At 53.3% G+C, this 22022-nt stretch carries 18 protein-coding genes; 9 read left to right on the top strand and 9 right to left on the bottom strand.

All coding sequences use genetic code 11. The features are described 5' to 3' along the window. The first annotated feature begins 24 nt into the window (after positions 1 to 24). On the top strand, positions 25 to 444 hold the full coding sequence (locus tag NYR02_RS16595) for a thiol-disulfide oxidoreductase DCC family protein (RefSeq protein WP_260977469.1): 420 nt from the start codon (positions 25 to 27) through the stop codon (positions 442 to 444). A 195-nt stretch (positions 445 to 639) separates the two neighbouring features. Here the strand turns inward: NYR02_RS16595 and NYR02_RS16590 are convergent, their stop codons facing one another. Further along, entirely contained in the window at positions 640 to 2301 is a 1662-nt protein-coding gene (locus tag NYR02_RS16590) for an AMP-binding protein (protein WP_260977468.1), read from the bottom strand. A 263-nt stretch (positions 2302 to 2564) separates the two neighbouring features. On the opposite strand from NYR02_RS16590, the gene NYR02_RS16585 reads away from it, so the two are divergent. Beyond that, positions 2565 to 3569 (top strand): AraC family transcriptional regulator, encoded by a 1005-nt coding sequence (locus tag NYR02_RS16585; protein WP_260977467.1) that lies wholly within the window; start codon positions 2565 to 2567, stop codon positions 3567 to 3569. Between the two features lie 483 nt (positions 3570 to 4052). Here NYR02_RS16585 and NYR02_RS16580 read toward each other — a convergent pair whose 3' ends face one another. The 4 genes from NYR02_RS16580 to NYR02_RS16565 all read right to left on the bottom strand — a co-directional run bounded on the left by NYR02_RS16580 (position 4053) and on the right by NYR02_RS16565 (position 8964). Then, entirely contained in the window at positions 4053 to 5234 is a 1182-nt protein-coding gene (locus NYR02_RS16580) for an acetyl-CoA C-acyltransferase (RefSeq protein WP_260977466.1), read from the bottom strand. A gap of 137 nt (positions 5235 to 5371) precedes the next feature. Then, the gene (locus tag NYR02_RS16575) at positions 5372 to 6520 is read right to left on the bottom strand and encodes an acyl-CoA dehydrogenase family protein (protein WP_260977465.1); all 1149 of its coding nucleotides are present in this window, start codon (positions 6518 to 6520) and stop codon (positions 5372 to 5374) included. A gap of 7 nt (positions 6521 to 6527) precedes the next feature. Further along, positions 6528 to 7289 (bottom strand): SDR family NAD(P)-dependent oxidoreductase, encoded by a 762-nt coding sequence (locus NYR02_RS16570; protein WP_260977464.1) that lies wholly within the window; start codon positions 7287 to 7289, stop codon positions 6528 to 6530. 313 nt (positions 7290 to 7602) lie between these two features. Beyond that, positions 7603 to 8964 carry a DsbA family protein gene (locus NYR02_RS16565; RefSeq protein WP_260977463.1) on the bottom strand — a complete coding sequence of 454 codons (1362 nt, stop codon included), beginning with the start codon at positions 8962 to 8964 and terminating at the stop codon, positions 7603 to 7605. 106 nt (positions 8965 to 9070) lie between these two features. On the opposite strand from NYR02_RS16565, the gene NYR02_RS16560 reads away from it, so the two are divergent. The 5 genes from NYR02_RS16560 to NYR02_RS16540 all read left to right on the top strand — a co-directional run bounded on the left by NYR02_RS16560 (position 9071) and on the right by NYR02_RS16540 (position 16166). Then, a complete protein-coding gene (locus NYR02_RS16560) occupies positions 9071 to 9397 on the top strand; it encodes a hypothetical protein (RefSeq protein WP_260977462.1) in 327 nt (108 codons plus the stop codon). A 17-nt stretch (positions 9398 to 9414) separates the two neighbouring features. Then, positions 9415 to 10629 (top strand): cation:proton antiporter, encoded by a 1215-nt coding sequence (locus NYR02_RS16555; protein WP_260977461.1) that lies wholly within the window; start codon positions 9415 to 9417, stop codon positions 10627 to 10629. A gap of 499 nt (positions 10630 to 11128) precedes the next feature. After that, positions 11129 to 12103 (top strand): HlyD family secretion protein, encoded by a 975-nt coding sequence (locus NYR02_RS16550; protein ID WP_260977460.1) that lies wholly within the window; start codon positions 11129 to 11131, stop codon positions 12101 to 12103. Positions 12104 to 12219: 116 nt separating this feature from the next. Continuing rightward, positions 12220 to 15039 carry a ribosome-associated ATPase/putative transporter RbbA gene (gene rbbA, locus NYR02_RS16545; RefSeq protein WP_260977459.1) on the top strand — a complete coding sequence of 940 codons (2820 nt, stop codon included), beginning with the start codon at positions 12220 to 12222 and terminating at the stop codon, positions 15037 to 15039. Beyond that, positions 15039 to 16166 carry an ABC transporter permease gene (locus tag NYR02_RS16540; RefSeq protein ID WP_260977458.1) on the top strand — a complete coding sequence of 376 codons (1128 nt, stop codon included), beginning with the start codon at positions 15039 to 15041 and terminating at the stop codon, positions 16164 to 16166. Before rbbA ends, NYR02_RS16540 begins: the two co-directional genes overlap by 1 nt. A gap of 20 nt (positions 16167 to 16186) precedes the next feature. Here the strand turns inward: NYR02_RS16540 and NYR02_RS19630 are convergent, their stop codons facing one another. After that, positions 16187 to 16576 carry a VF530 family protein gene (locus NYR02_RS19630; protein WP_420864307.1) on the bottom strand — a complete coding sequence of 130 codons (390 nt, stop codon included), beginning with the start codon at positions 16574 to 16576 and terminating at the stop codon, positions 16187 to 16189. 128 nt (positions 16577 to 16704) lie between these two features. Between NYR02_RS19630 and NYR02_RS16530 the strand changes: the two genes are divergently transcribed. Beyond that, positions 16705 to 17292, top strand: a complete 588-nt coding sequence (locus tag NYR02_RS16530; RefSeq protein WP_260977457.1) for a class I SAM-dependent methyltransferase — start codon at positions 16705 to 16707, stop codon at positions 17290 to 17292. Positions 17293 to 17338: 46 nt separating this feature from the next. Here the strand turns inward: NYR02_RS16530 and NYR02_RS16525 are convergent, their stop codons facing one another. Together NYR02_RS16525 and NYR02_RS16520 are read right to left on the bottom strand one after the other, a co-directional pair. After that, a complete protein-coding gene (locus NYR02_RS16525; protein ID WP_260977456.1) occupies positions 17339 to 18457 on the bottom strand; it encodes a putative solute-binding protein in 1119 nt (372 codons plus the stop codon). A 56-nt stretch (positions 18458 to 18513) separates the two neighbouring features. After that, the gene (locus NYR02_RS16520) at positions 18514 to 18693 is read right to left on the bottom strand and encodes a hypothetical protein (protein WP_260977455.1); all 180 of its coding nucleotides are present in this window, start codon (positions 18691 to 18693) and stop codon (positions 18514 to 18516) included. A gap of 64 nt (positions 18694 to 18757) precedes the next feature. On the opposite strand from NYR02_RS16520, the gene NYR02_RS16515 reads away from it, so the two are divergent. Further along, the gene (locus NYR02_RS16515) at positions 18758 to 20575 is read left to right on the top strand and encodes a 5'-nucleotidase C-terminal domain-containing protein (protein WP_260977454.1); all 1818 of its coding nucleotides are present in this window, start codon (positions 18758 to 18760) and stop codon (positions 20573 to 20575) included. 100 nt (positions 20576 to 20675) lie between these two features. Here the strand turns inward: NYR02_RS16515 and NYR02_RS16510 are convergent, their stop codons facing one another. Continuing rightward, the gene (locus tag NYR02_RS16510; protein ID WP_260977453.1) at positions 20676 to 21926 is read right to left on the bottom strand and encodes a glycosyltransferase; all 1251 of its coding nucleotides are present in this window, start codon (positions 21924 to 21926) and stop codon (positions 20676 to 20678) included. Between the last annotated feature and the right edge of the window lie 96 nt (positions 21927 to 22022).

The raw sequence follows: 22022 nt of genomic DNA, 5'->3' as shown, positions 1-22022 counted from the left end.
AAGCCCTGAAGAACGGAGAACCCTATGCCCAAACTCACTCTGTTTTACGATGGCCACTGCCCGCTTTGTGTACGCGAAATGCGTCACCTGACCCGGCTTGATCGTGCGCAGAATATGCAACTGGTCGATATCCAACGCGATGACTTCAGCGAACACTGGCCGCAGGTTAATAAAGCAGAAGCCAGCAGCATCTTGCTGGCCATACAGGATAACGGTGAATGGTTACGCGGCCTCGATGTTACTCACCGCGCCTGGCAACTGGTCGGCAAGGGCTATTGGATTGCGCCCTTACGCTGGCCGGTTATCCGCTTACTCGCCGATCAGGTTTACCTATGGTTTGCGCGCAACCGTTACCGGATTTCCGGCTGGCTCACCGGCCAGCAGCGATGTGAGGCCTGTGCGATTAATGGCTGTGATATTACGGATAAAAAGCAGGGCAAGTGATAGTAGCCGCTGCGTGAGCTGGCTCTTTGAGGGGGCCGGCTCGCTACTACGCTCTGCGTAGTAGTGCCTGCCGCTTTGTTGGTTCTGGAAAGGATTGTGCTCTGAGTCATAGCCGCTGCGCGGGTTAGCTTTTGTTTTTTTAATAAAAGCCTATGCGGGACAAAAGCTGGCCCGCGCAACGGCTTGTAAAACCCCTCACCCCACAACAGCTTGTTTAGCCTCATCCTCCGCCTGCTTACGCAACATAAAACGCTGAATTTTTCCGCTGGAGGTTTTCGGCAGCTCAGCAACAAATTCAATCTCACGCGGGAAAGAATGGGTCGACAGGCATTTACGCACATGCTGCTGTAATTCTTTTGCCAACGCTTCATCACTGAAATATTCCGGGCGTAACACCACATAGGCTTTAACGATGGCACCACGCTCGGCGTCGGGTTTACCCACCACCGCGCTTTCAATCACTGCCGGATGTTCGAGCAATGCACTTTCAACTTCGGCCGGGCCGATACGGTAACCGGCGGAGGCAATAATATCGTCGTCGCGGCCGGTGTAAGAATGTGAGCCGTCGCCATTGCTGACCACCACATCGCCTGTCAGATAATACTGACCTTTATAAGGTTTTTTTGCATCGCCCATATACCCCTGAAAAAAGAACAGCGGCGAGTTATCCATATCCACCGCCAGCTCGCCGGTTTCGCCAGGTGCCACTTCTTTGCCATAAGGATCGAGCGCAACCAGGCGATAGCCGGGTATCTCATATCCCATACTGGCATCACGGTGCATATGATCAAACTCGTGGAAATTCGCCGAGGTCATACCGGTTTCGGTCTGGCCATACTGATCACACACACGGCAGTTCAGCATACGCTGTGCCCAGCTGACAATTTCCGGATTCAGCGGTTCACCGGCACTGCTGGCTACGCGCAGATTAATCTCCGGATAGTTTTTTAATAAATCATCATTGGCTTTTAATAAACGATACGCCGTTGGCGCCGCCGCCAGATTGGTAATGGCGTATTTACGTAAAAATTCAAAGGTATTGTCGGCGGTAAAACCGGCTTCGTTAAAATGAATGGTCGCACCCAACTGCAGCGGCGCCACAATGCCGTAATACAAACCATAGGCCCAGCCCGGATCGGCAACGTTCCAGAATTTATCGTCAGCACGCAAACCCACGGCGTATTTCATATACATATGAAAGGCCATTAATGCCCGCGCCGAAACCACCAGACCTTTGGCTTTGCCGGTGGTGCCGGAGGTAAACATCTGCAGCATCGGATCATCGGCACCAATTAAAACCGGCTCAAAGCTGTCTGATTGTTTGGCCAGCTCGGCTTCGAACAGAAAATCCGGCTTACCCGCCACAACATCGGCGGAATCCGCGACCAGCATGCTCGGTGGCAAGCCTTTAACATCGGCCAGCTTGGGCCATTGCTCCGGATTGGTAATAATCAGCTTACTTTGCGCCTGCTCAAGACGGTATTCGATAGCGCCGGAACCAAACGCGGTAAACAATGGCTGGTATACTGCACCGGCTTTCAGAGTACCGAGTACACAAATGAGTAATGCCGGGGTGCGTGGCAGCAGACAGGCCACGCGGTCGCCGGGGCCAATGCCCTGAGCTTTAAGAAAACCGGCAAAGCGCGCTGCACGTTGCTGCAGTTCGGCAAAGGTTATTTCACCGGTTGAGCCATCAATGCGCTCATAACGCAGGGCGACCCGGGTTGGATCTCCGGCATGGCGGTCGCAGATTTCGGTGCAAACATTAAGACCTTGGTCGAAGTCAGCACAGAACTGCTGTTTGAGAGAATCGACAGAAAAACCGCTGACGAAGGCGTCGTAGCTCATAGTGTGCATAGTGCTTTACCCTGTTGTTCTTGTTGTGCGCATCATGGTTGTCTGCGCGGGCGTTTATCAGGGCCTGTTTAAATAGTGTCGACAGGCCCTGACATGCGATTCACCCATGCTAAGACAAGGCAGGCGACAAACAGAATGACAGGATTAAGCAGATAACTTAACAACTTTTGCGCACAGCCAAACCACTGATGCCAGGCCAGCCGCTCAGTCCGGACGCCCGGGCCAGACACTGGTAAAAACAACGCAGGACAGACGATATTGTTATGCAAAACCTGACCTTTTCTTCGCATTATGCCCGCGCCGCCCTGTACGGGCTGGAACAGAAAAGTGGCGATTGCTCGGCCCTGCTGCAGGCAAAGAATATTGACCCCAACCTGATCCGCGAGCCACTGGCGCGTATTCCTACCGACCAGTTTGTGCGTCTGTTCCGCCTGATCTGGAAAGCGCTGGATGACGAGTTTATGGGACGTACCATCACGCCCTGTAAAGTCGGGCATTTTCATCTTATGGGCTCACTGGCGGTACACGCCAATAATCTTGAAGAAGTACTGCGCGAAAGCATCCGCTGTTACCGTTTATTTACCGACGAAATAGAAATCAGCCTGAACCTCGATGGTAACGATGCCGAGCTGAGCCTGACCCATCATAATCCGCAGCTCGACCCCGATGCTTTTTTGGTCGAATGGTTATTACTGGTCTGGCACCGCCTGACCGGCTGGCTGATTGACCGTAAAATTGTGCTCAGCCAGGCCACATTCACACACGCCCTGCCACCGCATTTTGATGAATACCGTTTTGTATTTCCCACCCGCTGTTTTTTTGGCCGCGAGCGCAACAGCCTGTTTTTCAGTAAAAACCTGCTTTCTATGCCGGTGGTGCGCACACCCGCCGAGCTGGATGAATTTATTAATAATTCACCACGTGATCTGATTGTCTGGACCGACGAAGACGACAGCATCACCACCCAGGTGCGCCGCCTGCTTGAAGCCGGCGATACCAGCAGTCTGCCGAACCTCGACTGGGTGGCCGAGCAACTGCACATGACCTCCTACACCCTGTGCCGCAAATTAAAAGCCGAAGGCAGCGCCTATCAGAAAATTAAAGATAACCTGCGCCGCGATCAGGCCGTGGTGATGCTGACCCGGCAAAATCTCAGCATTGCTGAAATATCCAGCCAGCTGGGTTTTGCCGAACCGGGAGCGTTTTCACGCGCGTTTAAAGGCTGGACCGGGGTGAGCCCGCTGGCGTACCGGCAACAGGATCAATAACTGGCCTGCAAAGCAATTTAGTATTAGCAGAATTACTGGAGTGTTTCGTGGCGCTGGCTTGGTTGGGGCTCGTCGAAGAGAGATGGCCCTTCGACTGCTTCGCGCTCAGGGCGAACGGGCCTTTATAAATACCGTTCGCTCTGAGCAGCGAGCCTTTCGACAAGCTCAAGAGAACGTGTCTAAATAAATACCATTCGCCCTGAGTAGCGAGCCTTTCGACAAGCTCAAGAGAGCGTGTCTAAATAAATACCGCTCGCCCTGAGCTTGTCGAAGGGTTAGCTGCCGCCCGGCCTTACGATCAATTCTGTCCGCGATAAAGCCGAGACCTGTGGGAGCGGCTTTCAGCCGCGATAACACTGGCAAAACCACCATCATTGGAGGAGGATGATCTTGCCCCACTTTTAAAAAGCCCATACCTTACAACCCCAAAAAAAGCCGCTGGCCCACCGCCAGCGGCTTTTTAATCAACGCCCTTCTGAACCGCTAGAGAATTTCGATAGCCACCGCCGTGGCTTCGCCACCACCAATGCAGAGAGAGGCCACGCCTTTTGTCAGGCCACGCTGTTTCAGTGCATTAATCAGGGTAACCACGATACGTGAACCGGAAGAACCAATCGGATGCCCGAGTGCGCAGGCACCACCATTAACGTTCACTTTATTCTCATCCAGACCCAGTTCCTGAATCGCCAGCAGGCTGACGACTGCGAAGGCTTCGTTAATCTCGAATAAATCCACCTCGGCACTGTTCCAGCCAGATTTTTCCAGTACTTTTTTTATTGCACCGATAGGCGCCAGGGTAAATTCCGCCGGTAATTGCGCATGGGTTGCGTGGGCAACGATGCGTGCCAGTGGTTGCAGGTTTTTCTGTTGCGCGTAGGCGCTGCTGGTCAGTACCAGCGCCGAAGCACCATCGCTGATGGAGCTGGCGTTGGCAGCGGTTATGGTGCCGTCTTTTTTAAACGCCGGTTTCAGCGTCGGGATTTTTTCCGGGCGGGCGTTACCCGGCTGTTCATCAACGTCGATCAGGGTATCGCCGTTACGACCAGATACCAATACCGCAGCAATTTCCTGTTCAAAATAGCCGTTTTTAATCGCCGCCAGCGATTGGTTAAGTGAGCGGATAGCAAAGTTATCCATGGCTTCGCGGCTGATGCCATATTCATCGGCGCTGCGCTGGGCAAACACGCCCATCAGGCCGCCTTCGTAGGCATCTTCGAGGCCATCAAAAAACATGGAGTCTATAATCTGGCCGTGCCCCATGCGCATACCGGCACGCGCTTTGGGTAATAAATACGGTGCCTGACTCATATTTTCCATACCGCCGGCAATCATCACGTTATTGCTGCCCGCCTTAATCTGATCGTGAGCCAGAATAATCGCCTGCATACCGGAGCCGCACATTTTATTAACGGTTGAGCAGCCAGAGCTGTCGGGAATTCCCGCCGCACGCGACGCCTGACGCGCCGGAGCCTGACCCAGTCCGGCTGGTAACACACAGCCCATAATCACTTCGTTAATCTCATCCGGGCTCAGGCCCGCACGCTCTATCGCAGCGGAAATAGCCACCGCGCCTAATTGCGGTGACGGTACACTGCTTAATTCGCCCAGCATACCGCCCATTGGGGTACGGGCTGCCCCACAAATAACGACGTCATTATTGTGCATAGTTTGCTCCGGATGTTTCGCGGCTGACGATCCCTGGGTAAATATTATTGCCGGATAGTCAGTCGCTTTTGTTTATATATCGGGTTTGTCTGAATTGCTGTCCTGCGCTGCCGCTTTATCAGCTGCTGTTTGGGCTGCTATTTGCCTAACAGGGAACGGGCAATCACTTCTTTCATAATTTCTGACGCACCGCCGTAAATACGCTGCACACGGGCATCGGTAAAGGCGCGGGAAATCGGATATTCCGAGGTGTAGCCATAACCACCAAATAATTGCAGGCAACCATCAGCTACGCGGAACTGCATTTCGGTGGCGCTGTATTTCGCCATCGAGGCGGTGGCAGTATCCAGCTCACCGGCGCTGTATTGGCCAATACACTGGTCAATAAAAGCCTGATTAACGCGGTATTCGGTTTCCATTTCGGCGATGCGGAAACGGGTATTCTGCAGCTGGCTGAGTTTCTGGCCGAATAATTCACGCTCAGTGGTGTAGGCAACGGTTAAATCCAGTGCGCCACGGGCGGCGGCACAGGCCAGCGCACCAATCACCAGACGCTCGCGGGGTAATTCGCGCATCAGGTAAACAAAGCCCATACCTTCTTCACCCAGTAACGCCGATGCCGGCAGGCGGATATTGTCGAAAAATAATTCTGACGTATCGCCACAGTGCTGACCGATTTTTTCCATATTGCGGCCGTGGCTGAAGCCTGGCAGCGTCGTGTCGACCAGAAATAAACTGATGCCCTTGGCACCGGCAGACGGATCGGTTTTCGCCGCCACAATCACCAGCCCGGCGTGCTGGCCGTTGGTAATAAAGGTTTTTGAACCGTTAAGAATATAATGCTCGCCGTCCTTTTTGGCCGACGCACGCATGGCCTGTAAATCGCTGCCCGCGCCGGGTTCGGTCATGGCGATGGCACCCACGATTTCACCACTGGCCATTTTCGGCAACCACTGCTGTTTTTGCTGCTCGCTGCCGATATGCTGCAGGTACGGCGCAACAATATCGGAATGCACCATCACATTAGTCGCCAGTGCGCCAAAACCCATGCGCGCCAGCTCGGCACCGACCACGACGGAATAATCAAACGGTACACCGCAGCCGCCAAATTCTTCCGGCATATCGACACATAACAAACCCGACTCACCCAAAGTGCGCCAGATTTGTGCCGGAACAATGCCGTCTTTTTCCCACTGCTCGTAATGCGGAGCAACTTCGGCTTCGAGCAGGCGCGCTACGTTATCGCGGAACAGTGCGCGTTCCTGAGGTTCTTTAATAAAGCTCATGCTGTTCTCACTTCGGTCCCATGCGCAGAGCGCAATCCAGACGGATAACTTCGCCATTCAGAATCGGATTTTTAACCATCTGATTCACCATCATGCCGAATTCTTCCGGACGACCAAGGCGCTGCGGAAATGGCAGTGTCGCGGCCAGACTTTCCTGCACTTCCTGCGGCATAGCGGCCATCATCGGTGTCATAAACAGGCCGGGGGCAATGGTATTGACGCGAATACCGCTGCGCGCTAATTCACGTGCCGACTGCAGTGTCATTGCCACCACACCACCTTTGGACGCGCTGTAAGCCGCCTGACCAATCTGGCCTTCGTAAGCCGCCACCGACGCGGTGCAGATAATAATGCCGCGCTCGCCGTCGGCATTGGCTTCGCGTTCCATCATCTCGGCCGCGGCCAGACGCATAATATTAAAGGTACCCACCAGATTGACCTGAATAACGCGGTTAAAAGCATCCAGCGCCATTGGCCCTTCGCGGCCAACAATTTTTGCCGCCGGAGCAATACCGGCACAGTTGACGGCAATGCCACACAGGCCATGAGCTTCGCGTGCGGTTTTAAAAGCGGCCTCGGCACTCTCGGCCGACGACACATCGCAGCGCACAAAAATACCGCCGACTTCTTTGGCCAGCGCTTCGCCACGCTCTTCCTGTAAATCGAAAATCGCTACCCGGCAACCTTCGGCGGCCAGTGCGCGTACCGTGCCTTCGCCCAAACCTGACGCGCCGCCGGTGACGATGGCGGCTACATTATTAAATTCCATGACATGCCTCTTGTTATTAGTTGTTATTAATTTTCCTGACTGGAAACCCCGTTAACGGGCTATACGATAAATAAACAGCGGAGTTCAGTGTGACGCAGCTTGGCAGAGCAAACCATGACAAGATTGCGCAGGAAATTTGGCAAAAAAAAGCAGGAAAAGGTTGGGCTGGCGACCGGCTATTGCACTGGCGAAGTTTAGGCAGCCACTTTGTATTCTTATCAATGCCAATGCTGGCAGCCGCTGCGCGGACTCGCTTTTGCGATTAATTTAAAGCCAATGCCTGGCTCGGCTTAGTAGCCAGCCCGCGCAGCGGCTATTCAACCGCCCCAGCATCCCTCAACGCCCGCTCTATCACAAAAATCCTGTCCTGCCCCCACACCGCCAGCTCGCCATAACGCATACTGGGCACGCCCCATAACCCATAACTGATCATTTCCTGGCGGTTGGCTTCGGCCCAGTCCTGCCAGTGTGTACGCCAGTCATCACGCTGCAGAATGGCTTTGGCGTCAAGCCAGTTAAGGCCGGCGCGCTGCACGATAAAGCGCATGCCGGAGTCGGTTTCAGCCAGTACGCCTTCGCTGTTAACCGCGCGGGAAAAGCTCAGTAAATAGTCGGCGGCTTTGCCCTGCTGCTGCGCCCAGGCGAACAGGCTGTAGCAGCGCTCCACCCCGGCACCGAGCGGGTCGGCGACATAACCGTACGCAATGCCGCGCTTGCGTGCTTCGCGCTGGGTGTCGGCGAAGATGTACCATTTTTTCAGCGCCGGTACTTTCAGCCCGCGCATCAGCATGGGCAATACCGGTTTAATCATTAATGGCTGGCGGTAGTGCTGTGCCAGTTGCAGCATCTGTTCCAGCCCCAGGTGGCTGTAAGGACTGCGCGCGGAAAAATACAGCACCAGCGGCTGGTTTTCTGCGGACGGAATATCAGCAACAGGATGGCAGCAGAAGTCACGCCAGGTACGGTCAAATTCCATCAGGGTGCTATCGGCCTGCTGCAGGCCCAGGTCGCGCAGACGCTGTTGCAGATGATCGAGACGATCCAGCCCCCAGTACCATTCGCCTTCGTAATACAGCGTCGCGCTGAGGTAATGCCCCAGTTGCTGCAGGCGTTGTTCATTGCGGCGCAGATGTTCGTTCAGGTCGTGGTTGAGCAGCGGATAGCCGTCCAGTACGCGTGTATCGTCGTACCAGTAAGCGCGGAATACCTTTTCTACCGCCTGCCAGTCGGGCTGGCCGCGACGCTCCAGCAATAACAGCTGCGCACTGGCCTGCAAGCGGCGCATGGCGCGCAACTGGCGCTGTTGTTGCGAATCCGGCAACGCTTGCGATGGATAATCCAGCCCATACAGCCCGGCCAGATAACCGGCGTCTTTAAAGGCATTGCTATGCCACAGCGCAGGCTCGGGGTACATATCGTCCTGCAGCTCCAGCACGGTAAAACAGCGTACGCTGACGCCATAATGCTGCTGAAAATCCGCCAGTATCTGTACCAGCAGGTAACTGTAAGGGTCGTCGATGCGCAAAAAGACCTGTATTTCATGCGGGCGATTGGCCAGCAGCCTTCGACCTTCGCGCACACGGTGGCGCAGGGCCAGTAAACCGGGCTGACTGAGCAAGCGCGCGGCCTGTGCCTGCAGACGGGCACGGAGGAAAAGCGGCGGTATTCGTGTCATTGGGATTCTTATTGTTATTCGATGCTTTATACTAAACCTCCGTGTCAGACATGTCAGGTTCGTGTCCTGACTCCTTGTACGACCATCAGTGCGCTAAAGCGAGCCTATGAATAAACGCCCGAGCAAACGCGATTTACGCGATCAGCTGAATCAGGAAGTCGATGACTTTCTGCGTCAGGGTGGCGAAGTAAAAGAGGTGGCCTGTGGTGAAACCGGGCTGCAGAATGGCCGTTATAACGATCACTCCCTTGCCTTTGATAAGCCGAAAGAAGAACGCACACCGCTGAGCGATGTTTTAAAAACCATCGATCAGCGGCGCGAAGCTGGCCGTAAACACAGCAAACCGGCCGCAGAGAAAAAAAATCGCCGTCCGCGCAAAAAAGTGATCTACGATGATTTTGGCGAACCCCTGCGTATTATCTGGGAAGAATAACCGCAAAGGATTTTTCCATGCTGGCCGAACCACTTGCTCTGTTAATTGCCGCCGTTGTTTTTGCCTACGCGTTATTTTCCAGAAAAACCGAACAAGCCGCGCTGACTGCGCCAATGATGTTTACCGCCCTGGGGATTTTACTGGGGCCGGTATCGCTTAACTGGGTTGCCGCCGACATTGATGGCAAAGGCCTGATGCTGCTTGCAGAATTTACCCTAGCGCTGATTTTATTTGTTGATGCCAGTCAGATTGAGCGCGCGCACCTGGTTAAATTTGAAGTATTACCCATCCGCCTGCTGGCTATTGGTCTGCCGCTGACCATGATTGCCGGTACATTGCTGGCTTATCCGTTATTCGGCGGCGGTTGGTTACTGGCAGCCCTGCTCGCCATTATGCTAACCCCGACCGATGCGGCTCTGGCGCAATCTATTTTTAATAAAAAAGACATTGATGAATCATTGCGCCATTCCATCACCGTCGAAAGCGGTCTGAATGATGGCATTGCCCTGCCGGTTTTATTATTTGTTCTGGCCATGCTGGCTTCCAGTGCCAGCGCAGAAGTCGATCATCTGCATTGGTTATTGTTTATCAGTCAGCAATTTTTAATCGGCATTCTGTGCGGTGTACTCACTGGCCGGGTGGGCGGCTTATTGACAGAAACCGCCGCCAAACGTCAGTGGATGACAGCGCCGTTTCAGCGTTTATCGGCACCCATTCTGGCCTTGCTGGCGTACAGTGGTGCGGAGGTGCTGGGCGGTAACGGGTTTATTGCGGTTTTTCTGGCCGGGTTGTTTCTGCAATCACACCACACGCTGGTGCTGCAACGCCTGAAAGAATTTGGCGAAGCCGAAGGGCAATTACTCAGCCTGACCATGTTTTTTTTGTTCGGCCTGATTTTCGTACCCGACGCTCTGCCGCATATTACTCTCAACAGTTGGATTTATGCCCTGCTGAGCCTGACCGTTATCCGTATGATTCCGGTATTAATCAGTCTAACCGGAGCCGGCTTGCCGCTGAATGCGCGCATTTTTTTAGCCTGGTTTGGCCCGCGCGGTATTGCCAGCATTCTGTATCTGCTGCTGGTCAGCGAGCAGCTGGGCTTCAGCGACAGCAATCCGGCTCATGCCGAATTGTTTGCCACCACCGTCCTTACCGTATTGCTCAGCATTTTTCTGCACGGTATGTCCGCCCGCTTTTTCACGCGCCTGAGCGTGGCAACGAAGCACGGATAACCGAACACTCTGTCCTGAAAATGCAACGCCTCTGAGAAAAACAGAGCAAAACCGCATAAAGACTGGCCTGACAGACAATGGCCGGATTGGCTGGTGAAACCTTGCACGGCAGATGTTTGCGCAATATCAATAGCCTTGTGGCCCGGATTGAGTACTCTAGGGCCTGTCAACACTAATTGAATAGATCCTGCTGAGAGCCAGTTTTTATCAGAACAAGGAGAGAGGAGTGATATTAGCGGGCTAAATGAATGACGAACGACGAAGTTAATGAGGAAAACTGGCCTCAGCCCGAAGGGTTATGGCTAAAAATCCCTCATCCTGCGTTGCTGTTCGTTCGCTTAACCCGTTAGGCCACACTCTCAGCGCCTTGTTTGAGATATTTTTAGCCAATAACAGGCCTGTTTCATTAGTGTCGACAGGCCCTAGGGCCTGCTCAATACAATCTGAACCGCATAACCTGAACCGCCTACCCTTGTTTTGTTTTTACGGAGTCTTTGTCATGGATACAAAAAAATTACTCGCCGCCGGCCTTGTTCTTGTTGCTGCGGCCGGTACGCTGGCCTGGACCCTGTTTAATCCTTCTGCCCTGCCCGACGGGGTGGTTGAAACTAACGGCCGGTTAGAAGCCGAACAGGTGGAAGTCGCCATTAAAACCGCCGGACGGGTTGCCGAAGTATTGGTCAGCGAAGGTCAGATGGTCGCGGCTGGTGATTTGCTGGTACGCATCGACAACCAACAACTGCTGGCGAAAAAACGCGAAGCCGAAGCGCAGATTTCACAGGCGCAACTGGCAGCGGAAGAAGCCGCGGCGGCGGTAGCGCAACGTCAGAGCCAATTAAAACTGGCCAATTCAGAATTAAAACGTGCCCAGACACTGTTTAAACAAAAAGTAGCGACCCAGGACAAACTCGATCAGGCCGAAAGCCAGCAGGAATCCGCCAGCGCCGGTCTGCGTCTGGCGCAGGCCACCGAAAAACGTACCCAGGCCAGCATTGAAGCCGCACGCGCCGGACTGCAGGAATTACAAAGCCTGCTCGACGACACACAAATTTACGCCCCGCGTAATGGGCGTGTGCAGTATGTGCTGGCACAACCGGGCGAAGTGCTCGCTGCCGGAGGCCGGGTGATTACCTTGCTGGATGTTTCCGATGTGTATATGACCATTTTTTTACCGGCCACTCAGGTCGGCAAACTGGGTATTAACGACGAGGCACGGCTGGTGCTTGATCCGATTCCGGAATATGTGGTGCCGGCGCGGGTTTCGTTTATTGCCGGTGATGCGCAATTTACTCCCAAGTCGGTAGAAACCAGCGAAGAACGCAATAACCTGATGTTCCGGGTGAAGCTCAGCATTGATCCGCAACTGCTGAAATTGCATGAAGAAAAAGTCAAAACCGGCGTACGCGGCAGTGCCTATGTGCGCACCGACAGCAGTAAAGAATGGCCGGCTGATCTCACCGTGCAATTACCTTAGTACCGGAGCCTGTGGCAGACATTATCTGCCCGGCACCGCTGCTGATGCTTTTCCACACAGCGCTGTAAAAAGCGCTGCTGCACAGAACGCCAACAGAACAACGCACGGATTCCGGCATGGATACATCTATGGATAAGCCCGCCTTTACCCACATTGTCAGCGCCCGAAAACTCAGCCATCTCTATGGCACAACGCAAGCCCTGGCACCGCTGGATATTGATATTCCTGCTGGGGTAATGGCCGGTTTTATCGGCCCTGACGGCGTTGGCAAATCGACCCTGCTGTCATTAATTACCGGCGTCTGCAAACTGCAGCAAGGGCAACTGACGGTACTCGATGGTGATATTAATAATCGCCGCCACCGTAATACCAGCCTGCCGCGCATCGCCTATATGCCGCAGGGGCTGGGAAAAAATCTCTACCCCACCTTAAGCGTGGCGGAAAATCTGGATTTTTTCGGGCATTTATTTGGTCAGGACAAAGCCGAGCGCACCAGTCGTATTCAGCGCTTAACCCAAGCCACCGGGCTGGCGCCTTTTCTTGAGCGTCCGGCGGGTAAATTATCCGGCGGTATGAAACAAAAACTCGGCCTGTGCTGCGCATTAATTCACGATCCGGATTTATTGGTACTGGACGAACCCACCACCGGGGTTGATCCGTTGTCGCGTATGCAATTCTGGCAGCTGATTCAGGATATCCGCCGCGACCGCTCACAGATGAGCGTGTTGGTGGCCACCGCCTATATGGAAGAAGCACAGCAATTTGACTGGCTGGCGGCCATGGATGACGGCCAGGTAATCGCCACCGGGTCACCGCAGGAATTATTGGATAAAACCGGCTGCGACACACTGGAAAAGGCTTTTATTGCCCTGCTGCCAGAAGAAAAACGTGCCGGCCATCATGAGGTGGTGGTGCCCCCTGCGGTACAGCACGATGGCCCTCCGGCCATTGAAGCACGCCATTTAACCCGGCGTTTTGGCGATTTTATTGCCGTGAATGATGTGTCTTTCCGCATTCAGCGCGGCGAGATATTCGGCTTTTTAGGTTCCAATGGCTGTGGCAAAACCACCACCATGAAAATGCTGACGGGATTACTGCCCTTCTCGTCCGGTGAAGCGCGTTTATTCGGCCAGCTACCGCAGGCCAATGATATGGAAACGCGGAAAAAAGTCGGCTATATGTCGCAGAGTTTTTCTCTGTACAGCGAAATCAGTGTGCGCCATAACCTGGAACTGCACGCAAAACTCTATGCACTGGATGAACAACAAGGGTCGGAGCGTATTGCCCATGTGCTGGAAGAGTTCGGACTTGCCGAAGTACAGAACAGCCTGCCGGAAAGTTTGCCTTTAGGCATCCGTCAGCGTCTGCAACTGGCGGTTGCGGTGTTGCATCAGCCGGATATTTTAATTCTGGATGAGCCAACCTCCGGCGTTGACCCGGTGGCGCGTGATCAGTTCTGGAGTCATTTAATCCGCCTGTCGCGCGAACAGGGCGTGACCATTTTTATCTCCACCCACTTTATGAACGAGGCTGAACGTTGCGACCGTATTTCGCTGATGCACGCCGGTAAAGTACTGGCGGTGGGAAAACCCGCCGAACTGGCGCAGCAGCGTGGCAGTGCGTCACTGGAAATTGCCTTTGTTGATTATCTGCGCGAAGCCGCCGGTCTGAACGATACGCCAGAACCGTCAGCGGCCCCCAATACGAATAACAAAAGCACGGAGAAAAGAACCGAGAAAAGCGCTGAAAAAGCCAATGCGCTGCCAACGGCGGCAGAAAGCCATACATCACCCAAAACACCACGCCGTATTTTCAGCCTGCGCCGTTGGTGGGCCTATGCCTGGCGCGAAACGCTGGAAATTCAGCGCGATCCTATCCGTCTGTTGTTTGCCTTGTTCGGCCCGCTGCTGTTAATGCTGACCTTTGGTTACGGCATTTCTTTTGATGTGGATAACTTAAAATACGCAGTGATCGACCAGGATCACTCGCGTGAAAGCCGTTTATTACTCGAAGGTTTATCCGGATCGCGCTATTTTGACGAGCAACCCGCTCCGCTGGATTTTGCCGATGGTATGCGACAATTGCGCAGCGGAGAACTGAGTATGCTGGTCGAAATCCCACCGGACTTTGGCCGCCATTTATTACTCGGCTGGCAGCCGGAAATTGGTGTACTGATCGACGGCGCGATGCCGTTTAAAGCCGAAACCAGCGCCGGTTATATTGATGGACTGATGCTGCAGGAATTGCAGGCCATTGCGGCTTCCAGCCCTCAGGCTGCCGGGTTGAGCATGCCGATGACGGTGAGCACCCGCTTCCATTTTAATCAGGCATTTAAAAGTGTATTTGCCATTGTACCGGGCGTGGTGATGCTGATGCTGGCATTAATTCCGGCGATGATGACCGCCCTTGGCATTGTGCGTGAAAAAGAAACCGGCTCCATTGCCAACTTCCGCTCAACGCCGGTTACCCGGCTGGAATTCTTACTCGGCAAACAGGCACCGTATATTGCCATTGCTTTTTTAAGTTACATCACCCTGTTATTAATGGCCGTGTTGCTATTCCAGGTGCCGGTACGTGGTTCACTGCTGACATTAAGCAGCGGTGCATTGCTGTATGTGTGGGGGACGACCGGTTTTGGCATGGTGATCTCTTCGTTCACCCGTACTCAGGTTGCGGCGCTGTTTGCGGCGGCGGTGCTCAGCATTTTACCGGCGGTGAATTTCTCCGGTTTATTAACCCCGGTATCGTCGCTGACCGGTGCCAGCCAATGGCTGGGACTGGGCTTTCCTTCCGCCTGGTTTCAGCAGATCAGCATGGGCAGCTTTACCAAAGCCCTGACCTTTTCGCAGCTGTGGCATAACCATCTGGCATTGGCTGGTTTTGTACTGCTCTTTACTCTGCTGGCCTGGCTTGGCCTGAACAAACAGGAGCGTTGATGATGCGTCTGAAAAATATCGCTCAGTTAGGCATTAAAGAGTTATACAGCCTGAAAGCCGACCCGGTGTTATTACTGCTGATTATTTATATTTTTTCGGTGGCGGTTTATACCGTCGCAACCGGGGTCAATTTTGAAGTTAAAAACGCGTCGGTCGCCGTGGTTGATGATGATAACTCACCGCTGTCACGGCAAATTACGGCAAGCCTGTTAGCACCAGAATTTCAGCCCGCCGTAAAGATTGATGCTTCGCGCATGAATGAGGTGTTGGACCAGGGCGAGTTTGTGTTTGTACTGGTATTTCCACCAAACTTTGAGCGCGATCTGCTGCAGGGAAAAAAACCGGAAGTACAATTAAACGTCGACGCCTCCGCCATGACTCAGGCCGGTAATGGCGCGGTGTATATTCAGCAGATCATTCTCGCCGAGGCCATTCATGCGCTGTCACCAACACTCAACTTTACCGACAAACTGCCGGTTAACATCAGCGTGCGTAAGCTGTTTAATCCGAACTCCAGCTCGGCCTGGTTTAACTCGGTGATGCAGGTGATTAACAGTGTGACCATGCTCGGCATTATTCTGACCGGTGCCGCACTGATCCGTGAGCGCGAGCATGGCACTATTGAGCATTTATTGGTGATGCCGGTAACACCAGCAGAAATTATGCTGGCGAAAATCTGGGCCAATGGTCTGGTGATTTTAATAGCAACGCTGCTGTCGCTTTGGCTGGTCGTGAATAAACTGCTGGAGGTGCCGATTCATGGCTCAGTGGGATTGTTTGCGCTGGCGTCTGCAATCTATTTATTTTCGGTGACCTCACTGGGCATTATGCTCGGCACCCTGACCCGTTCAATGGCGCAGTTCGGCCTGCTGATTATTCCGGTGGTGGTGATTATGTATCTGCTGTCGGGCGGCACCACGCCGCAGGAAAGCATGCCCGATGCGCTGCGCTGGATTATGCAGCTGTCGCCATCCACCCATTTTGTGTCGCTGGCGCAGGATATTCTCTATCGCGGGGCAGGCATTGAGAGTGTGTGGCCATTGCTGCTGATCCTGCTGGCCATTGGTGCGGTGTTTTTCAGCGTGGCCCTGGCACGCTTCCGCAAAGCCATTGTCAGTATGGGCTGATGCATTCAGCCCAACCGGATTTATTCGCTGCGGGCTTTTTTCCAGGGGTCCGGGGCGCCGGGTTTACGGGGTTTGGCGGCAGCGCTTTTTTGTTTCTGCGCCGCTTTGCTTAAACCATCACCGGCGGCCATGGTTTTTAACCGGCCACGGATGGCTTCGACCTCAAGTCCATCTTTAAAACCAATAAACACCGCTTCCACCTGTGCTCTGGCCCAGGGCGTGCGGCGCAGAAAGGTAAGACTGGAGCGGATGCTGGGGTTGGAGCGGAAACAGTTGATACGCACCAGATCGCTGAGCGTTGCCCAGCCGTACTGATCCACCAGCTGGTTGAGCAGATTTTCCAGCGTAACACCCTGCAGATGGTCGGTTTTACGTGGTGCAAATGGAGTAGCAGGCGGGGTATCGGTCATGATTTTCTCTTCCGGGTTCGTACTTAAGGCGCGACCTTAGCAGATGAACAGACAGGCGCATAGGCCGCAAACTGGCGCTACAGACAAATGCAGCGATACGAACACAGATACATACACAGGAAATACTGATGGACCTCTGGCAGGACGTAGCCCCGACAATTGATTTCAGTTTAGCCATTGATCTGCCACGTTTCTCGCAGGGGCTGGCGGATTCTGCGCGCATTCTCGATATGGGGTGTGGCTATGGCCGTATTACCGAACAGCTGCAGCGGGCGGGTTATTGCAATCTTTATGGTGTGGATGCATCCGCAGCAATGATCAGCCGTGGCCGGGAGGAATTCCCACAGCTGCAGCTGTTACACAGTGATGATCCACTGGCTCAATTTCCGGCGGATCACTTCGATGCCATTCTGGCCTGTGCCGTTTTAACCTGCATCCCCTGCCAACAGGAACGCAGCACGCTGATCCGGCAACTCTGGCAATGGCTTAAACCGGGAGGCTGCTTATATCTGGCTGAATTCTGCCATGTTGATGGCGTAAGGTTTATGTCCGGATTTGGTATCGATATGTGGCACAGCCGTCCTGCGGAGCTGCGCGCACTGCTCACTGGATTCAGTATTGAGGAGGATGAAATCCGCACAGAAAAAACACTGTCCGGTCAGACAGCACTGAGCTGCCATCTGTTTGCCCGTAAACAAGCGTCTTTTTACCCCTGAACAACCAGAGACTACCCGGATTCAGGCAGCCTCCGGGCAGCAGAAACTACTCGACCGGCTGCGCGCACTCGGAATGCGAAGGCTCGAACTTACAGCGGATTTTGCGCTGCAGGGTCAGCATATCGCCGTCATAGTAATCGCGATCACGCAGAGCAATCCGTGCCTGCTGCATCATCAGCTGATATTCGGCTTTATCTTCCGCTGAAATATGAATCCACAGATTCTCCGGCACATCACCGGTCTGGCGTTCCACTTCTTTTTCAATAGCGGCAAAGCGGCTGTAAAAATTCTCACGCACCAGCTGGGCAATTTCAGTCGGAAATTTATCTTTACGGCCAATTAACTGCAGCGTTAATTGCGAGAACGGATAATTCACAATGCCGCCTTTATCGCCGATACCACGGTACAACTCCATAATGTTGTAAGCCACCAGCGGTGCCGGTAAAACATCCACGGCATGGTTATTAAACTTGCTGCCGGCGCTGACCACACTGGTCGGCACCGGGTTGGCGCCCAGCTGCAGAATCATTTCCGCCTGCACCAGATCGTAATCCATTACCGCCACCCGCTTACCGGCTGCTTTGGCCAGGGTGCTGATTTGCTTATCGTTGACGAAAATATAAGCCGCGCCCATTGGCGCAAAGCCCATCACCACAAACTGACCTTCTTCCATGCGCGGTGCATTTTTCGGGTTCACCAGCACTTTCATCAGCATATTCATATGCCTGGATGACGGGATTGCACCAATGGCATCGATGGTGCCGGTAAATTTATTAAATAAACGCGCGCGGATACCGGTAAATAAAGCAGCATCGCACTGACCGGCTTTCAGGTCATCGGCCAGCACCCCTTCGTTGGTGTAGGCCTCCATATTAATGGTGACGCCCATATCCAGCATCCGTGCCTGCTGATCGACGGCGGCGGCATAAATAGGCCCGGAGCGGCCAAGAATATCCCAGACGCATACCGTACGTGGCGGAATATTGCCATCCACCAGAGTATCGCTGTAAAGCTTTTTAATGGCACCGATACGTTCATGTTCCGATAACGCCGGATTCATTGCCTTAGCCCGCCAGGCCTCGGTTGCGGCTGTTGCCTGTGCTGCTTGCGCGACCTGTGCGCCAGCGGTGAAGACTATCAGTGAGAACAGTAACGATCGGATCATGGGAGTGCCTGCGTATTGAATTGTTATTATTGTGCTGTCTGGCAGTACTTATCCGGTCAGACACGGCATGCACGATAGTAGCCTGATGCAGCAGGCAGCAGCAGGTGAAAAAAAGAAACGATAGGCATGTTGTTGGCCGGATCGGCCATGCCCTGCCAGCACAGCAGCCAAAGGCCAACCTTACAATAAATGACAAAATACACATCAGGATCATAAAACTGACACCAAACCGTCATGCCAGACCCTTAGCCTCTCACGCCTGTACAGACATTAATCAACAGTAACCCTGTGAGATCTGCCATGAAACCGTTAAGCCGTATTATTGCCCTCAGCAGTTTGGGTCTGGTGACCCTGTTGAGCGGTTGTCAGGACGATGACAAAAAAGACTCTGCTAAAGCCATCGATCTGACCATCCTTCACACCAACGATCACCATTCTTATTTTGATGGCCAGACCTACGACCTGAAACTGAACTACAACACCGCCACCAGCGCCGCTGATGATGTTCGTCTGAATCTGGGTGGCTTTGCCCGTATTGCCAGTGCCATCAGCGAATACCGTGATGACAATACGCTGGTACTGAACAGCGGTGAGCTGAACGGCACACTGTACTTCAGCCTGTTTAAAGGTGAAGTGGACTTTAAAGTATTCAATGCCATTGGCCTGGATGCTTACGAGCTGGGCAACCACGAATTTGATGAAGGTGAAAGCCGTCTGGCCGAACTGATTGATCTGGCCGAGTTTCCGGTGATCAGCGGTAATATTCACCCAACCAGCAGCAGCCCTTTGTATGGCTCTGATATTCAGCCTTACGTTATTAAAGAAGTCGATGGCGAACTGGTTGCAATTCTCGGCGTATTAAAAGTTGAGAAAACCCGTGAATCATCACTGGTTACCGATGCCGTTGAGTTTGATGAAGAAATTGCTTCGGTAAAAGCTCACGTCAGCACGCTGCAGCAAAAAGGCGTGAACAAAATTATTGTACTGAGCCACCTGGGTTACGATTTTGATCAGGTTCTCGCCCGCAACGTGACCGATGTTGATGTTATTATCGGCGGCGATACCCATGACGTGCTCGATTCCAGCGGTGAACTCAGCAACATGGGGGTAGATGTACATGGTGCCTATCCAACCGTAATTATGAACCCGGCCGGTAAACCGGTTTATATTGCGCAAGCCTGGGAATATGCCAAAGGCCTTGGCCGTATGAATATCTCTTTTGATAAACAAGGTGAGATCACCACCATCGACGGTAATTTAGAATTACTGGTTGGTGCGCCTTATCAGGTCAAAAATGACAGTAACGCCTGGGTGGATGCAACGGCAGAGCAGCAGACTCAGATTAAAAATACCATCCAGAATCTGAAAACCATCCGTGAAATAGCACCGGACAGCCGCATCGAAGATATTCTTGCTCCGTATAAAACAGAGCTGGAAACCTTCAAAAATGCATCACTGGGCACAGTGACCAACACCATGCCTTTTACCCGTATTCCACAACCCTTTAATAATGGTGACACACCGTCAGGCAGCTACGCCGCGCAGGTAGTAGCCGATGCGTTTATGCAGTATTTGCCGAAAGCCGATGTGGCGATTCAGAATGCCGGTGGCGTCCGGGCTGAAATGGCCAGCGGTAATTTCACCGTGGCCGATGCCTATACCATTCTGCCGTTTTCCAATACGGTGGTCACCATCGATATGAGCGGTGCTGAGATTGTCAAAGTGCTGAACGAAGGTCTGGATTATGCACAGGGCATCTCTGGTTCGACCGGTGCTTTCCCTTATTCATCCAATCTGCGTTATGACGTGACACTGGGTGCGCCTGCCGGTACCGGTATTCATAATGTTGAAGTGCGCAACCGTGCCACAGGCGTGTGGAGCACGATTGATATGAACGCCACCTACGCGGTAGCCACCAACTCGTTTACCGCACTGGGTAAAGACGGCTACAACACCTTTGCCGATGTGCGTGCAGCCAACCCGGCGGCGTTTGAGGAATCGGATGTTGCTTATGCCGTCCCCTTAATCGAATATTTCCGTGACGTCCTAACCGATAATATTTTACCGCCACTGGACGCTGCGAATTACTGTATTAAATCAGTAAACGTTGCGCCCTGAGCAACAGCGGATAAGCGACGCATTCTGTCGCCATAAGCGTTAAAAATCACCGGCCCGGCGTTATGCCTGGCCGGTTTTTTTTATGCCTGCGTTAGCCGGTTTATTGAATACGGTTTTTGGCTTCAATCCACTGCGCCATATATTGCGTACTTTTTAAGCTGTGATGACGCAGCATCATGCCGTAAAAATGCTGCTGACGATGGGCCTGAATATCCTTACCGATAGCGGCCAGACGCTGCTGCAAACGCGGCGCATGCTCACGGAAAGAAAAACGCGAACTAATCAGCTTGAGGCCATTAGCCTGTAACCCCTGCCACTGAATTTCATCCTGATACAGCGTCACTGCCTGCTGAATAAAATCTTCTGCACGATTGGCAACCAGTGCCGCTGCAGAGCCCGGAGCATACATACCTTCCGCACCAATGGCGGTGGTCACCGCTGGCGTACCGCATTCGGCCGCATCTATTAGTTTGCCTTTTAATCCGGCCCCAAAGCGTAAGGGCGCCAGCATCACCCGCGCGGAGCGCACCACCTGTTGTGCATCATCAGCCCAGCCTTTCACCAGAAATCCCTGCCGCGCATTATGCAGCTGGGTGGCTTTGGGAGGCGGGTAAGCACCGTAAATATGCAACTCCGCCTGGGGTAGTTGCTGGCGAATGACCGGCCACAGAGATTCTTTTAAATAGCGTACAGCATCCCAGTTAGGCTCATGGCGGAAGTTACCGATACTGATGAAGTGCTGACGCTGTGCAAAATCCGGCACGACCTGTCCGCTGTTTTTTTCAGCCTGCATAAACGGCAGATACAACAACTGAGTGGCCGGCACATTAAACCGTGACTGCAGCCAGTGCATTTCAAACTCTGAAATCATCAGGCTCAGGTCGCAACGCAGAATGGCGGCAATTTCACGTACCGCCAACTCGCTGTGCATAAATTCTGCAGGCGGATCAATAGCTGATTGTTCTGGGTTAGCCTTCACCATGGCCGCGCGCGCATAACGCAGACAGTGCAGGTCTTCGGTATCGAGAATACGCAACGCTTGCGGACAATATTTTTCCACCCGCCAGCCGAATTGTTCTTCCATCATAAAACGGTCAAACATCACCGCATCGGGCTTCAGCTGCTGAATAAACGCATCAAACGATGAACAGTTCAGCACCAGTTTATGCGGTTGAATATTCAGCGCCGGTAAATCGGCGGCATGTTCACTGTATTCAGCCGGTGAGCCGTAATGCACGGCATAGCCATCCTGCTGCAGCGCCTGAATCAGCTGCAGCATACGGCTGCCCGCCGCCGAGGAGTTGGGCTCGGGCCAGACATAGCCAATCACCAGCAATTTTTTTTCTGGCATGGTCATTTCGGGGGAAGTCTTGAAATCAGTCATCGGCGGATTATAGCGGCCGCAAGGCCCCGACCGCTATCAGGTTAAGGCACCACTGAATAATTC

The organism is Thalassolituus pacificus (genome assembly GCF_025318105.1).
In the GTDB taxonomy this organism is placed as follows: Bacteria; Pseudomonadota; Gammaproteobacteria; order Pseudomonadales; family Oceanobacteraceae; genus Venatoribacter; species Venatoribacter pacificus.
The sequence above is the reverse complement of the archived record's forward strand: the minus strand, read 5'-3'. Positions and strand labels throughout refer to the sequence as shown.